The organism is Cupriavidus sp. L7L, assembly GCF_004353535.1.
Classification (GTDB): domain Bacteria; phylum Pseudomonadota; class Gammaproteobacteria; order Burkholderiales; family Burkholderiaceae; genus Cupriavidus; species Cupriavidus oxalaticus_A.
Genome location: NZ_SMNY01000017.1, coordinates 20,431 through 34,415 on the forward strand (window position 1 = coordinate 20,431; position 13,985 = coordinate 34,415).

13 protein-coding genes are annotated in these 13,985 nt (G+C 66.0%); 6 read left to right on the top strand and 7 right to left on the bottom strand.

What is annotated here, in order from left to right; translation table 11 throughout:
• Window positions 1-365: 365 nt before the first annotated feature.
• Window positions 366-1,268 carry a LysR family transcriptional regulator gene (locus tag E1J61_RS16630; protein WP_133095148.1) on the bottom strand — a complete coding sequence of 301 codons (903 nt, stop codon included), beginning with the start codon at window positions 1,266-1,268 and terminating at the stop codon, window positions 366-368.
• Between the two features lie 247 nt (window positions 1,269-1,515).
• Here E1J61_RS16630 and E1J61_RS16635 point away from each other — a divergent pair, with 247 nt between their 5' ends.
• Genes E1J61_RS16635 through E1J61_RS16655 form a run of 5 tightly spaced genes read left to right on the top strand, consistent with a single transcriptional unit; the run spans window position 1,516 to window position 6,272 of the window.
• Complete coding sequence (locus tag E1J61_RS16635; protein ID WP_133095149.1) at window positions 1,516-2,769, top strand: aromatic ring-hydroxylating dioxygenase subunit alpha; 1,254 nt, start codon at window positions 1,516-1,518, stop codon at window positions 2,767-2,769.
• 4 nt (window positions 2,770-2,773) lie between these two features.
• Window positions 2,774-3,244, top strand: coding sequence for an aromatic-ring-hydroxylating dioxygenase subunit beta (locus E1J61_RS16640; protein WP_133095150.1), 471 nt, complete (start codon window positions 2,774-2,776; stop codon window positions 3,242-3,244).
• 12 nt (window positions 3,245-3,256) lie between these two features.
• Window positions 3,257-3,571 carry a non-heme iron oxygenase ferredoxin subunit gene (locus E1J61_RS16645; protein ID WP_133095151.1) on the top strand — a complete coding sequence of 105 codons (315 nt, stop codon included), beginning with the start codon at window positions 3,257-3,259 and terminating at the stop codon, window positions 3,569-3,571.
• A gap of 32 nt (window positions 3,572-3,603) precedes the next feature.
• Window positions 3,604-4,869: an NAD(P)/FAD-dependent oxidoreductase gene (locus E1J61_RS16650; protein ID WP_133095152.1), complete on the top strand. Its 1,266-nt coding sequence runs from the start codon at window positions 3,604-3,606 to the stop codon at window positions 4,867-4,869.
• Window positions 4,870-4,904: 35 nt separating this feature from the next.
• A complete protein-coding gene (locus E1J61_RS16655) occupies window positions 4,905-6,272 on the top strand; it encodes an MFS transporter (protein ID WP_133095153.1) in 1,368 nt (455 codons plus the stop codon).
• Here the strand turns inward: E1J61_RS16655 and E1J61_RS16660 are convergent.
• The 4 genes from E1J61_RS16660 to E1J61_RS16675 all read right to left on the bottom strand — a co-directional run bounded on the left by E1J61_RS16660 (window position 6,219) and on the right by E1J61_RS16675 (window position 9,658).
• Window positions 6,219-7,586: a TolC family protein gene (locus tag E1J61_RS16660; RefSeq protein WP_371704274.1), complete on the bottom strand. Its 1,368-nt coding sequence runs from the start codon at window positions 7,584-7,586 to the stop codon at window positions 6,219-6,221. The genes E1J61_RS16655 and E1J61_RS16660 overlap by 54 nt on opposite strands.
• A gap of 75 nt (window positions 7,587-7,661) precedes the next feature.
• Window positions 7,662-8,840 carry an HlyD family secretion protein gene (locus E1J61_RS16665; RefSeq protein ID WP_133095155.1) on the bottom strand — a complete coding sequence of 393 codons (1,179 nt, stop codon included), beginning with the start codon at window positions 8,838-8,840 and terminating at the stop codon, window positions 7,662-7,664.
• Complete coding sequence (locus E1J61_RS16670) at window positions 8,841-9,275, bottom strand: DUF3302 domain-containing protein (RefSeq protein WP_133095156.1); 435 nt, start codon at window positions 9,273-9,275, stop codon at window positions 8,841-8,843.
• A 53-nt stretch (window positions 9,276-9,328) separates the two neighbouring features.
• On the bottom strand, window positions 9,329-9,658 hold the full coding sequence (locus tag E1J61_RS16675; protein ID WP_133095157.1) for a hypothetical protein: 330 nt from the start codon (window positions 9,656-9,658) through the stop codon (window positions 9,329-9,331).
• A 246-nt stretch (window positions 9,659-9,904) separates the two neighbouring features.
• Here E1J61_RS16675 and E1J61_RS16680 point away from each other — a divergent pair, with 246 nt between their 5' ends.
• Complete coding sequence (locus tag E1J61_RS16680) at window positions 9,905-10,372, top strand: hypothetical protein (protein ID WP_371704276.1); 468 nt, start codon at window positions 9,905-9,907, stop codon at window positions 10,370-10,372.
• Window positions 10,373-10,392: 20 nt separating this feature from the next.
• Here E1J61_RS16680 and E1J61_RS16685 read toward each other — a convergent pair whose 3' ends face one another.
• Together E1J61_RS16685 and E1J61_RS16690 are read right to left on the bottom strand one after the other, a co-directional pair.
• Entirely contained in the window at window positions 10,393-13,308 is a 2,916-nt protein-coding gene (locus E1J61_RS16685; protein ID WP_133095158.1) for an ATP-binding protein, read from the bottom strand.
• Window positions 13,308-13,958, bottom strand: coding sequence for a response regulator transcription factor (locus E1J61_RS16690; RefSeq protein WP_133095159.1), 651 nt, complete (start codon window positions 13,956-13,958; stop codon window positions 13,308-13,310). The genes E1J61_RS16685 and E1J61_RS16690 overlap by 1 nt, the downstream gene beginning before the upstream one ends.
• Window positions 13,959-13,985: the final 27 nt, after the last annotated feature.

Here is a 13,985-nt window from a genome sequence, read left to right on the forward strand (position 1 = left end):
CGGCACCCCGCGCCCTTCCCGGCGAGGGCTGCAGCGCAATGCCGACGCATCAGTCGACATCTACTTCGGCGCGGAGCCGCGGTTCAGTCCGTCGGTTCGTTGCCGCACGGGATTCCGGGTTGGCCCGACGGGTTCGCTGAACTAGACTGGAGAGCACGTTGCGTCGGCTTCGCCACCGCACCGTTGTGCCTTTCGGACTGCCGCTCCCGAGATTCCAGGCACAAGCCTGCGCATACCAATCAACGACAATTTCCACGACTTCGGGAAGCGCTGTCCATTTTCTCGATTGCCCCGAAACTCAAGCGTAAGTGCCAGACATAGTACTAAATGCAGGATGCGAATCGTACTCGCTTTCAGCCGAGGCCCTATTCCGAAAACAATTCAATAAACTCGTTGCGCAGCCACTGATTCGCAGGGTCGCGATGATATCGGGCATGCCAGAACAGGTTGATCTGGATGGCCGGCAGCGCGAACGGATGATTGACATACCTGAGCCCGAAATACTTGGCACACCGTTCCGCAAACGTCCAGGTCACGGTGGCAACCAGGTCGGTGGTGGCAATGATGTCCGCCAGTGCCACGAAGTGCGGGACGCGCAGCCGGATGCTGCGCTTTACGCCGCCCTGGGCCAGCAGCTCGTCGACGCGCGCATGCCCCGTTCCCGCCGCCGTGACCACGACATGCTCGGCGGCTTCGAAGTCCCGCATGCTGACCTTCTTCTTGTCCATCGCGTGGCCGGGACGGAACAGGCAGACGTAGCGCTGGCGGAACAGGCGCCGCTGAAAAAATTCCGTACTGAGTTCAGGCAGGTGGCCGACAGCAAGGTCGATCTTGCCCTGGCTCATCTCGGCCGCCAGGTCGACCGCCGTATTGCGCACCGTGGTCACGGTCACGCCCGGCGCCCGTTGCCCGAGCGCACCCATCAGCGGCGGAATGAAGTGCACCTCGCCGATATCCGTCATGGCGATCCGGAATGCGCGCTCGCTGCGCAGAGGATCGAAAGTCATCTTGCGGCTGAGCGTTGCCTGCAGCGATTCCAGCGCATGGCCGACCGGCTCGGCCAGTTCCTGCGCAAGTGGTGTCGGCAGCATTCCCTTGCTGCTTCGTACAAAGAGCTGGTCGCCCAGCAGGGTCCGCAGGCGTGCCAACGCGTTGCTGACTGCCGGCTGGCTCAGGTTCATGGCCCTGGCCGTGCCGGAAACGGTCCCCTGCCGCAACAGCTGATCGAACACGACGAGCAGGTTCAGGTCGACGTCCTTCAGTTCCATCGCGCACCTTTATTGATTCCGTGAATATCAACTATAGCCGGGATTCTATTGGTTTATTGCGGTCGATGTCCGATGATCCTTCCCATACGAAAAGACATAGGCACATACGGAGACGCCCCATGAATCCCGCCCTTCCCTGGCGATAGCCCGCCCCGGGGAATCCCCCCTGAAGTCACCCCAAGCACACAGACGCCGCACAGGCCCACCGGGCCCGCGCGCGGACTCCGTTCGCTCTATGGAAACCGCCATGGCAACAGCCTCCCATGAAGACCGCCCAGTGTGGGCCGACGACAGCATCAGCCGCATCCCGTTCCGCGTCTATACCGACGCGCAGCTTTACCAGCGCGAGCTCGAACGCTGCTTCTACCAGGGTCACTGGAACTATGTCGGCCTGGAGGCCGAGATCCCGCATCCCGGCGACTTCAAGCGCACCACGCTTGGCGAGCGGTCCGTGATCCTGGTGCGCGACCAGGACGGCGACATCAACGTCATCGAGAACGTATGCGCCCATCGCGGCATGAAGTTCTGCCGCGAGCGCAGCGGGAACCGGAAGGATTTCCACTGCCCCTACCACCAGTGGAACTATGACCTGAAGGGCAACCTGCAAGGGGTGCCATTGCGTCGTGGCGTCAAGCAGGACGGCAAGGTCAACGGGGGCATGCCCGCCGACTTCAGGCCGCAGGAGCACGGGCTCACGCAGCTGAAGGTCGCCACGCGCGGCGGGGTGGTGTTCGCCTCGTTCGACCATGACGTCCCTTCGCTCGAGGACTACCTCGGGCCGGACATCCTCGGCTACTTCGACCGGCTGTTCAATGGCCGCAAGCTGAAGGTCCTCGGCTACAACAAGCAGCGCATTCCGGGCAACTGGAAGCTGATGCAGGAGAACATCAAGGACCCCTACCACCCCGGGCTGCTGCATACGTGGTTTGTCACGTTCGGGCTCTGGCGCGCGGACAACAAGGCCCGCCTGGTGATGGATGCCGAGTTCCGCCATGCCGCGATGGTGTCGACCCGCGGCCAGGGCGGCAAGAGCGACGTGACCTCCGGCGTGTCCAGCTTCAAGGACCAGATGGCCCTGCACGACGACCGCATCCTCGACATCGTCCACGAGCCGTGGTGGGGCGAGCCAACCGCGGTGATGATGACGGTCTTCCCGAGCGTGATCTTCCAGCAGCAGGTCAATTCGGTGTCCACGCGCCATATCCAGCCCAACGGCCCAGACTCCTTCGACTTCGTCTGGACGCACTTCGGCTTCGAGGACGACACCGAGGACATGACGCGGCGCCGGCTGCGCCAGGCCAATCTCTTCGGGCCCGCCGGCTTCGTGTCAGCCGACGACGGCGAAGCCATCGAATGCTCGCAGGAAGGCTTCTCCCAGAAGCCCTGGCATCGCGTGATTGCCGAACTGGGCGGCAAGACCGCCGAGAACACCGAACACATGGTCACCGAGACCCTGATCCGCGGCATGTACGCCTACTGGCGCAAGGTGATGGAGGTCTGAAGCCATGGACTTTACCGACTACTACGCGCTGCTCGCGCTGTACGCCGACTACACCAGCGCCGTGGACAACGGCGAATGGGACCGCTGGCCGGAGTTCTTCACCGACGACTGCCTCTACCGGGTCCAGCCGCGCGAGAACCACGAACGCGGGTTGCCGCTCGCCACGCTGTCGCTCGAGGGCAAGGGAATGCTGAAGGACCGCATCTACGGCATCCGGGAGACGCTGTTCCACGATCCCTACTACCAGCGCCACATCGTCGGGGCGCCCCTGATCCGGGAGGCCGGTGCCGACAGGATCGTGGCCGAGGCCAACTATGCCGTGCTGCGCACCAAGCCGGACCAGATGACCGATGTGTACAACGCCGGCCGCTACCTCGACACCATCGTGCGCACGCCCGAGGGCTGGCGCTTCGCGTCGCGCATCTGCGTGTTCGATAGCGAGATGATCCCCAACTCGCTGATCTACCCCATCTAGCAGGAGCCATTCATGACTGAAACCTGGATCGAGGCAGCGCTGCTGTCCAGCGTCCCGCAGGACGATGTGATCGCCGTGGCCGTGGAGGGCAAGGAAATCGCCCTGTATGGCGTCGACGGCGACGTCTATGCAACCGACAACATTTGCACGCATGGCCATGCGCGCCTGTGCGACGGCTTTCTTGAAGGACACGAGATCGAATGCCCGCTCCACCAGGGCAGGTTCGACATCCGCAACGGCGCGGCGATGTGCGCCCCGCTGACCGAAGGCATCCGCACCTATCCGGTCCGCATCGAAGGCGACAAGGTCTACCTCGACCTCGGCTGAGAAGTGCCGGCCAGCAACCACAAGGGACGCACATGACTTCCGAACGACCACCGGGCGCGACGGCCGTAGCGACGGCCATGGCGCCAGCCGCCACCATCGTCATCGTCGGCGCGGGACAGGCCGGCGGCTGGGCCGCCCAGACGCTGCGCAGCGAAGGTTTCGCCGGCCGGCTCGTGCTTATCGGCGACGAGGCCCATCCACCGTACGAGCGGCCACCGTTATCCAAGGCCGTGCTTGCCGGCGAAGCGGCGCCCGCCAGCACGTGGCTGCACAAGCCGGAGGCGTTCGAGGCGCTCAGGATGGAGTGGTGGGTGGACACGCGCGTGGCCCGCATAGACCGGGCCGCGAAGTGCCTGGAGATGTCCGATGGAGAGATGCTGTCCTATGACAAGCTGATCCTCTGTACCGGCGGCAAGGCGCGCGCGCTTGCCGTCCCGGGCGCGGATACGACCCCGAGCCATACGTTGCGCACGATTGGCGATGCCTTGTCGCTGGCGCCGGAGCTTCGGCCGGGCCGCAGCATCGTCGTCGTGGGCGGCGGCTGGATCGGGCTGGAAGTCGCCGCCACCGCGCGGCTGAAAGGCGCCGACGTTACCGTGGTCGAAGCGCAAGGACGGCTGTGCGAGCGTACCGTGCCGCCGGAGATCTCCGAACACCTGCACGGGCTGCATGGTGCGCACGGCACCCGCGTCATGCTCGGCGCCCGCATCGCCGGCATCGCGCCAGGCGCCGACGGCCAGGCCGTGGTGACGCTTGCCGATGGCAGCACGCTGACGTGCCACGCCATCGTCGCTGGTGTGGGTCTCGTGCCCAACGATGAGCTGGCGCGTGACGCCGGGCTGGCATGCGATGGCGGCGTGATCGTCGACCAGGGTTGCCGCACTTCCGACCCCGATATTTTCGCCGCGGGAGATGTGGCGGTGACACCGAATCCGTGGGCCGGACGGCGCTTGCGGCTGGAATCCTGGCAGAACGCGCAGGACCAGGGTATCGCCGCGGCGCGTGCGGCGCTCGGCCTCCCGGTCGACTATGCGCCCCTGCCGTGGTTCTGGTCGGACCAGTATGGAATGAACCTGCAGATCTACGGCATCCCCTTGCCGTCGCATCGCATGGTGGCACGGGGCACGCCTGGCGAGGACAGCTTCCTGCTGTGCTATCTCGACGGCGATGTCGTCCAGGCCGCGGCCGGTGCCAACGCGGCGCGCGACCTGCGCTTCGCACGCCGCCTGATCGAGCAGCGCAGGCAAGTCGATCCCACCCGCCTCGCCGACCCGAACGTTCCGATGGCAAAGCAGTAATCCACTAGATAAAAAAATACCGGAGACAAGCCCCCATGTCGCAAATCGACGTCCACAAGCTGGCCGACGAGGCCTCCTTCAATCGCTTCCATGCGCGCGTGCTGTTCTGGTGCGCGATCATCATCATCTTCGACGGATATGACCTGGCAGTCGTCGGCATCGCACTGCCGTCGATCATGAAGGACCTCGGCGTGGCACCGGCGCAGGCCGGTCTCATGGTCAGCTCCGCCCTGTTCGGCATGGTATTCGGCGCGATCTTCCTCGGCACCCTGGCCGACAGGATCGGCCGGCGCTGGGCCATCGCGATCTGCGTCATCCTGTTCAGCGTGTTCACCGCCGCGGCTGGCATGGTCAAGGATCCGCTGCTCTTCGGCATTGCGCGCTTCCTCGCCGGGCTGGGCATCGGCGGCGTCATGCCCAATGTCGTCGCGCAGATGACAGAGTACGCACCGAAGCGGATGCGGGCGACGCTGGTCACCCTGATGTTCAGCGGCTATGCCGTCGGCGGGATGCTCGCCGCCATCCTCGGCAAGGGCCTGATCGAAACCTATGGCTGGCAATCGGTCTTCCTCGCCGCCGGCCTTCCCGTTCTGCTTGTTCCCGCCATTCTCAGGTCGCTGCCGGAATCGATGCCCTTCCTGCTGGCAAGGGGCGACGACGAGGCATTGCGCCGCATCGTTGCCAGACTCGCACCAGGCCGCCGCTGGTCCGCAACCGACCGGTTCTCCGTGCCGGCCCAGGACAAGGCCGACAGCGCGCCGATCCGGCACCTGTTCCACGACGGCCGCGGCTTCAGCACCCTCATGTTCTGGATCGCGTTCTTCATGTGCCTGTTCATGGTGTACGCCCTGAGTTCATGGCTGACCAGGCTGATGGCAAGCGCGGGTTACAGCCTGGGCTCCGCGTTGACGTTCGTGCTGGTCCTCAACATCGGCGCCATGATCGGTGCCGTCGGCGGCGGATGGCTGGCCGATCGCTATCACATCAAGTACGTGCTTGCCGCGATGTATGCGCTGGCCGCGGTCTCGATCACGCTGCTCGGGTTCAGGCTGCCCGCGGAACTGCAGTATCTCGTGGTGGGCCTTGCCGGCGCTTCGACGATCGGCACGCAGATCGTAGCGAACGCCTACACCGGGCAGTTCTACCCGAGCGCGATCCGTTCCACCGGACTCGGCTGGGCGCTGGGTGTCGGCCGCAGTGGGGCCATCCTGGCGCCAATCGTCATTGGCGTACTCGTCGCCATGAACCTGCCGCTGCAGCAGAACTTCATTGCGATTGCGATTCCCGCCGTGATTGGCATGGTGGCGGTCCTGCTGATCGATCACAGGCGGTCGGCATCGGCAGACAAGTCAGCCGCCCGCGCCTGCCTCGTCCCTCCAGTCGCCACCCAGCGCCAGCAATAGCGCAATGCGCTGGTCGAGATGATCGGCCCGCACGTTGACTAGATCCATCTCGGCGGCCACGAGTGCCTGCCGCTGTTTTAGCAGGCTGCGCGTATCCGTGGCGCCGATGGCTGCGCGCGCCTCCGCTCGGCGCACCAGTTCACGGCTTTCATCCACCCGCTCCCGCAGTTGCGCGGTGCGCCCGGCATAGCCGGATTCGGCCCGCAGTCCTGCCTCCGCCTCGCCCAGTGCCTGCAGCGCGGTGTTGCCATAGGCGATCAGGGCGGCCTTCTCTTCGGCGCTGTAGTAGTCCGCCCTGGCCTTGAGCTCGCCGCCCGTGAAGAGCGGCGCAAAGAAGGAACCATTGAGCCCCTTGATCGGGGTGCCGGCCTGGTTGAGCAGGAACACGTCGCTGCGGATGCCGGTGATGGCTGCGCTGATGGAGACCCGCGGCAGGCGTGCCGCTTGCGCAGACTGCCGCATATCGAAGGCCGCCGCGACGCGGTGCGCCGACGCGGTCAGGTCAGGCCGACGCCCGAGCAGGTTCGCCGGCAAGCCCGCGGCCGGGGCCGGTGGCATGGCGGGCAGTTCCGGCGCCGTCGCGATTTCTCCGGCGGGATAGCGGCCCAGCAGCAGCTCCAGCGCCTGCGCGGCCTGGCCTCTGGCCAGTTCGGCCTTTCCGATTGCGTCGCGTTGCGCGCGGAGTGCATTGCGCGCATCCAGCAGCTCGGTGTCCGGCGCTACCCCGATCTCGACACGCTGGCCGGTAATCCGCACCAGCTCTTCCTGGATGGCGGCGGACTGCCGCAGCCGGTCCTCCAGCTGCGCGTTCCGGATCAGCGTGAACCATGCCCTGGCAGTGGTCGCTGCCACCACGCGCTGGGCCCAGAGATAGTCGTCCCTGGTGGCCGCGTACTGCGATTCCGCCGCGCGCGACTGGGCGCGGATGCGTCCCCAGAGGTCGATTTCCCAGCTTGCGCCGATCGACAGGATCTGCGTTTCCGAATTGCCTGCCCTGCCCTTCACGCCCGCGTCCGGCAGCAGGCCGCTGCGCTGGATGGCGACCAGCGCCTGCGCCTGCTGCACGCGCACCGCGGCCAGCCGGAGATCGCCATTGTGCGCAATGGCCTCGCGCACCAGCCGTTGCAGTTCGGCATCGTCGAAGATGGCAAGCCAGCCGTTGGCGGCGTCACCGGCTGTGGCCGCGTTCGCCCACGTGGCGTGTCCTTCGAGCGCGGGCACGGCCTGGCGCCGAAGGTCCGCGCCCTCGGGCGGTGCCTGCAGGGCGCAACCGCAAAGCATGGCGAGCGGAAACGCCAGCAGCAAGGTCTTCATTGGTTGAAACGACGACACGGACTTCCCTTTACCAAATTTCTATCGAAGCTCTGTCGAACCTCGGATCCAGTGAACCTAGTGAAGCTTGAACACCAGGTAGTTCAGCTTGGAACTGACGCGCAGGAAGACCATGCGGATGATGTGAAACACTTCCATATGCTTCGTATAGATCGCGCCCGCCCCGACTGCCCCGACCGGCAGCATCCGCCCGCGGGATTCGTCGCGCAGGTCGAACTTGACCGCGAAGCGGTTCGGCACCGCATCGGTGGCGCCGGTGTTGGGAATCATGCCGCCCTGCGCAATCTGGCCCTGCGATTGCGCCCACACGACCGAGTTGACTTTCGCCTTGATGATCTCGCCCGGATGCGTCGGCAGATAGAGCTCGGCGAGGTCGCCCGCCTTGACGTTGTAAAGCTCGTTCTGCCGGTAAAAGGCAACGACTTCCTGCTGATCCTCGACAAAGCTGAACGCGGGCGAGAACGGGAACGGCACGAGCATGGTGCCCACCCGTACCTGCAGGTTCACGACGGTGCCATCGGAGGGCGCCCGGTAGACGGTCTGCTCAAGTTCCCAGCGGGCGTTCTCCAGCATGACCTCGGTTTCCGCCCGCTTCGCGCGCGCCGTGGCAATGGCGGCAAATTCGCCCTGGCTCCTGGCCGACAACTTCTGCCGGGCCTCGTCCTCGGCGGCCTGCGCGCTGACCAGTTCGCCTTCCAGTTCACGCTGGCGGGCCAGCGCGTCTTCCCGGTCGAACTTTGAACCGGCGCCTGCCGCGAGCAGCGCCTCATGCTCCTTGACGCGCTGGCGGGCAAGCGACAGCCTGGCCTGCACGGTGCCGACCCGGCCGGCCGCGCCGCGAACCGATTCGCCGAGCTGGCGCCCCGAGGCCTCGGCTTCCGCCAGCGCGGCATCGTCGGCCCGCAGCCTGCCTTCGAGTTGCCTGACCGCGGCCTGATAGGGAGTCGGATCGATCCGCAGCAGGATATCGCCCTTGCTGTAGCGCCGGTTGCCTTCGGCCGGCAGCTCGACGATGCGGCCGCGAACCTGCGGCACAACCTGCAGGACCTTGCCGACCACGCGTACGTCATGGGTGGACGGCGCCACCACATTGAGCGTCAGGATCAGCAGCAGCAGCGCAACCACGGGAATCGTGAATACGATGACCATCGACGTCGTGTTCCACGGCAGCCACTTGAACTTGAAGAAGATCAGCCAGACGGCCAGCGCGTAGACACCAAGCAGCAGTGCATCCATTCAGATCCGCTCCTGTCCGGCGCGCATGCTGCTGGCGATTTCCATCGTCGCGGCTGGCTGCCGGGTGCCATGGGCGGGCGCGTCATCGTCCTCCGGGGCCTTGTCGGTGCCGTACGCGGCGCGGTAGAACACGGGCTTCGTGTGGGCCCAGAGCCAGGCCAGGGGCCACAGCAAGCCGCCGAAGAAAAGCGACAGCAGGCATAGCGAGTGGATGGCTTCCTTTTGCGGATGGCGCTTGCGCTGCGCGATCTTCTCGGGCCAGATATGGAGCATCCAGAACAGGTAGCCCCCTGCCACCGGCACGAAGATCAGGACCACCCAGGAAATGGCGTTGGCCGCGGTCTCAAGGGCCTTGCCGCTCAGTAGGGATGCGAAGGCAGGTTCGCTCGATGCCAGCAGGCCGATGCCCGCCAGCAGATAGGGGCGCAGTTTCATCGAATTGTCTTGAGATGGAGCGTTGGCGCTCGGTTACACAATGCACTATCCGGTCAGGAGCCGGTGGGGTCGCTGCGCGAGCCGCCCCGGTAGGCTTCCGCGCGCGCGCGTCCTGCGGACCGGCGGGACGTTGCTTTGTCCTCGCGTTCGTCCGCTGCCGCACCCTCGACGTACAGAAGGTTGTATTTACTGTTGGCAGTATCGCTGGCAGCGCGGCAGCCGGCGGGCTTCGCGGCAAGTCCGGCTCCGGCGCACGCATCCGGCTGATCTCGCGTCGTTTGCGATTCCAGTCCCCGTGAGTGCTGCGCATAAGCCTGGCCAGCGCCCGCGATCAGCAGCGCAGCGCCAAGGGCCCGGACGGCCGAGCGACGGTTGTTTGTCATGTCTGCAGGTTCCTTCGAATGGATTCGGATGTCGTCGACGTGCGTTGGCACTGCCGCCACATCCCGATGGAGCGCACACGTTATGGCAATGCGTCAGTCGCGGCTATCAAAGAACTTAGAAAGTGCGGGAACGCGGCACCGATCCGCTCCCGGTACGGCGGCGCTTTTCGAATTCCATTGATAGCCCTGACGGCGTGAGCGGCCTAACCTGTCCGCCGTCGTATATCGCTCGGGTGTAGTCCAGACTTGCCCGGCCTGCAGAACCCTATGAATATTGTTTTTCCGATCCCCGCGAGCCTGGCTGCCGTTGCCGCCGCAAGCGCCCTGTCCGGGTGTGCAATCCCGACCGCCGAATTCATCAGCCCATTCCAGGAACCGTGGCCATGGACGAAGATCGTCGCTGTCAATCGCACCGATCACGACGTGCTGGCGGTGCGCGCGGGCAATTGCGAAACCGGGAGCGCGTTGCGGCAATCGCGATCCACTCCGGCATACTGCTTCCTCGGCACCAGGCCCGAGGGGCCAATCCCGATCACCTGGAGCGATGCAAGCGTCGGCGGGGAACACGCCGCCATGGTGCCGCCGCCGCCGCTATGGCACGAAGACCCCCGCCCCGAGGACATGACGGGTGGCTACCTGTGCGTGCTGTTGCGCAATGATGCGCGAGCGAGCCTGACCGTCGTCGCCACCGCGGAAGCCTGCGCTGTGCTATAGCGTTTCGCGGCGGCAGGGCGTCAGGACGCCACGGACAGGCGCCCGCACAACTGCCTGAGACTCCGCGCGATATACGCCGACTGGGTTTCGATCTCGTCGTCCCAGCCATCCGCATCCGCGGCGTACTCGCGCAGGTCTTCGCACAGCTCGGCCAGTTCCGACGGCCCGACGACCGCGAGGCTGCCCGCGATGCGGTGCAGCAACCGCGCCAGCCAGGTCACGTCCCGTCCGGACCGGATCGCGTCGTATTCATCGAGATCCGCCCCGGCCTGGGCAAGGAAGGCTTCGGCATACGCGGCAGGGATCCGCGGCAGTTCGGGGAGATCATCGTCACCGCACGACGCGACTGACTGCTCATCCTCATGGCCCATGCCATCGTCGCTGCGTGCTAGTACCGACGCCAGTTCGGCGAGAGATACCGGCTTGGTCAGATAGCCCGTGAACCCCCTCGCCCGTCCCTCGGCGACGTCCTCGGGCCGCGCGCTGGCGCTCACGGCATAGACGGGGATGTCGATGCCGGCGTGCCTCATTTCCCGGAGCAGGCCGAAGCCGTTCATGACGGGCATGTCGATATCGGTCAGCACCGCGTTCACGCGCTGCTCCGCCAGCGCCGCCATGGCCTCGCTGCCATTGCCCGCGACGATGACGCCCGCGCCCAGCGCCCGCAGCTGGTCGCGCAGCAGGTTCCGGTTCAGCAAGTTGTCTTCCGCGATCAGCACGGCATGGCCCGCAAGCGGCGATGCGGGCCGCCCGGCAGGGCCTGCCTCGCTCCGCTTTGGCGACTGTGCCCCGGTGATGACCGCCAGCGCTGCCGCATGGATGCCGGCAAGGCTGTAGCTGGAAACCTCGCGACCGCCATCCGGCCGGATAGTCGCGACCAGCGGCCCCAGCTGCTTCAGCCAGACCACCGAGGCCGGCTTTGGCCACCAGGCCAGGACGCGCGCAGGATCAAATGCCTCGGTCACCAGCAGGCAGTCATGGCCGTCCCCATCCACGGGCTCGTCCAGGTCTGAGCGCGCCGAAGGCGGGCACGCGCCCCAGTCGAAATGGTTCAGCACTCCCTCGATGCACTCGGGATCGCGGGACAGCACCACCGTCCGGTTCCGCGGCAAGCGCGGGCGCACCGGCGGCGGCGCGTCGGAAACGCCCAGCGGCAGACGAACCGTGACGCGCGTTCCCACGTCCAGGGTGCTGTCCAGCATGATGCTGCCGCCCATCCGTTCCACCAGCCGCATGCAGATCGACAGGCCAAGGCCGGTGCCACCCGCCTGGGCGATCCGCTTGTCGGCGACCTGCGAGAACGGCTGGAAGAGCCGGTCCCGGTACGCATCCGGTATGCCGATGCCGGTATCGGCAATGACGATCTCCAGGTTCCCTTCCAGCCATCGCGCGCGCAGCACGATCTTGCCCGCCGGCGTGAACTTGAACGCATTGCCAAGCAGGTTGTTGACGATCTGGGTCAGGCGCGCCGGATCAAGCTCGAGCTGCGAGGGAATATTGCTGCCGTACACCGCGTGGAAGCTCAGGCTGCGCTGCGCGGCAAGCGGCGCATGGGCGATCGCGATGCGGCCGAGCAGCTCCGTGACGGATACGGGCTGCACCTCGATGCGCAATGCGCCCACATCGATCCTGGAGAAGTCGAGCACTTCATTGACGATCTGCAGCAGCCCTCCGGCCGACACCTGCATCGCATCCACCCTCCTCCGCTGCTCCGGCTCCAGCGGCCCCATCGCCACGAGCTCCATGTTCCCCAGCAGCGAGGCAAGCGGCGTGCGTATCTCGTGGCTCATAGACGCGAAGAACGCCACCCGGGCCCTGGCGGCCGCTTCGGTCGCGAGCCGGGCTTCGTGCAGCAGCCGCTGCGCACGCGCCGCTTCCGCATAGGTGCCGGTCAGGAAGCGATAGTTCCAGTAGCGGTACATCGCGAACAGCAAAGCAAGCAGCACCGCGGTGATGGCGCCGATGACAACCAGGTCCTCCATCATCGCCCGCCCCTGATGGCCGATCGGCAGCGCGAAAATCAGGTGCCCGAAATCCGCCACGAGTGGCGGGCGGCGCAGTGCCCAGCCATAGTCCGGGACCCAATGGAACATCCCGTCCTGCCGCGCTTCCAGCCTGGCATCCAGGCGTTGCGCGTTGGACCGTGCGCCGGCCGCGAGCAGCGGCGTGCCGAGCCTGTCGAACACGATCGGTTCGGGGATCGACAGGTTTGGCCCGGCAGGCCGCAGCAGATCGTATAGCGGGATGCGCGTCAGCACCACCGCGTAGAGCGTGTCGCCCTTTGCCACCAGCGATGCGCCAACCATCTCCGGACCGGCGCCTGCGGCGCTGCCCGGGACGCCGAGCCATTCGACGCGTTTCTCCCTCGCGGCCTGCAGGACGTCGATATCGCGACTTCGGAAGCGCTCCAGGATCATGCTGGTGATGAGCGTCGGCGGCATTGGCGGCGGCAGCGGCCGCGCCCCCGATCCCGACGCATCGGGCGATTCATAGCGATACGTCGCACCGCTGGCGATCGAGATCATTTCGATCGACGGCCGCTGGCTGGCGGCAATCAGCGTGCGGACCGACTGGTCGCAACTCTGGTGCAGAACGTCGTCGGCGGGCGCGGACGGAAACACCTGCGTGCAGAGGCCGCCCCTACGGTCCGGTGAGAGCGGAAGCGTGCCATTGGCACGCAACTCCAGGAGCAGGTTGCTGGCGGCCAGGGTGCTCCGGCGTTCGAGGACGGCATCGACGACACCCTGCTCATACAGGCGGGCCACCTGCTCCTGGGCGCGCAGCGAGCCATTGAGCCGGACCCACGCGCCCGTGGCGGCGATCGCGACGGCGACCAGCCCCAGCAACGCAATCACCATCGAGAAAACCCGGCGTTCCCGCTTCAGGTTCCGTTCAACGGTGCGCAGGTCGGGCGACGGCTCGAACGTGCCCGCCATCAGGTCAGGCCGTTGTCGCGCGCGTACGCGACAAGATCCGCGTTGCTGGTGATGTTCAGCTTGCGCATGGCCGAGCGCTTCTGTGTCGCCACGGTTGCCAGCGTGCGGCGCAGGTATCCGGCGATTTCGGTGACGGTGCTGCCCGCGGCGAACATCCGCACGACTTCGATCTCTTTCGGAGACAGCGCGCTCGCGCTTGCGCCGGCCAGCGCGCCGGCGCTCGACATCCTGGCCGATACTCCCGGCGACAGGCGCAGGCCCTGACCGGAGACCGCATCCATGCAGATCTGCCGCAGGATGCGTGGATCCTCGTTCTTCCCCACGATGCCGGCGATACCTGTCTCCTGGATACGCGTGAGCAGGCCGCCGTTGGTCAGCATCGTGAAGACGACGATCGGCGTACAGGGGCTGGCCTGCCTGAGTCGCTGGAGCAGGCGAAGGCCGTCATCGCTCTCTTCGGAATGTCCCATTGTGAAATCCGTAACAATGAGATCCGGCCGGTGCGCCTCCAGCGCAGCGAAAAGCTCCCGTCCGGAAGAACACATTGCGGATACGTGGACATTCGGGATCTCGCTCAGGGTGGTCTTGACGGCGAGTTGAATCACCGGGTGATCGTCCGCGATCACGGCGGAGAGGGTACGTGGTGGCATGCGAGACCGGGCTGCATAGGGCTCGCG

Excerpts from the sequence above, each read along its gene's own strand:
- E1J61_RS16630 (WP_133095148.1), bottom strand. The coding sequence starts at position 1,268 with ATGGAACTGAAGGACGTCGACCTGAACCTGCTCGTCGTGTTCGATCAG.
- E1J61_RS16635 (WP_133095149.1), top strand. The coding sequence starts at position 1,516 with ATGGCAACAGCCTCCCATGAAGACCGCCCAGTGTGGGCCGACGACAGC.
- E1J61_RS16640 (WP_133095150.1), top strand. The coding sequence starts at position 2,774 with ATGGACTTTACCGACTACTACGCGCTGCTCGCGCTGTACGCCGACTAC.
- E1J61_RS16645 (WP_133095151.1), top strand. The coding sequence starts at position 3,257 with ATGACTGAAACCTGGATCGAGGCAGCGCTGCTGTCCAGCGTCCCGCAG.
- E1J61_RS16650 (WP_133095152.1), top strand. The coding sequence starts at position 3,604 with ATGACTTCCGAACGACCACCGGGCGCGACGGCCGTAGCGACGGCCATG.
- E1J61_RS16655 (WP_133095153.1), top strand. The coding sequence starts at position 4,905 with ATGTCGCAAATCGACGTCCACAAGCTGGCCGACGAGGCCTCCTTCAAT.
- E1J61_RS16660 (WP_371704274.1), bottom strand. The coding sequence starts at position 7,586 with ATGAAGACCTTGCTGCTGGCGTTTCCGCTCGCCATGCTTTGCGGTTGC.
- E1J61_RS16665 (WP_133095155.1), bottom strand. The coding sequence starts at position 8,840 with ATGGATGCACTGCTGCTTGGTGTCTACGCGCTGGCCGTCTGGCTGATC.
- E1J61_RS16670 (WP_133095156.1), bottom strand. The coding sequence starts at position 9,275 with ATGAAACTGCGCCCCTATCTGCTGGCGGGCATCGGCCTGCTGGCATCG.
- E1J61_RS16675 (WP_133095157.1), bottom strand. The coding sequence starts at position 9,658 with ATGACAAACAACCGTCGCTCGGCCGTCCGGGCCCTTGGCGCTGCGCTG.
- E1J61_RS16685 (WP_133095158.1), bottom strand. The coding sequence starts at position 13,308 with ATGGCGGGCACGTTCGAGCCGTCGCCCGACCTGCGCACCGTTGAACGG.
- E1J61_RS16690 (WP_133095159.1), bottom strand. The coding sequence starts at position 13,958 with ATGCCACCACGTACCCTCTCCGCCGTGATCGCGGACGATCACCCGGTG.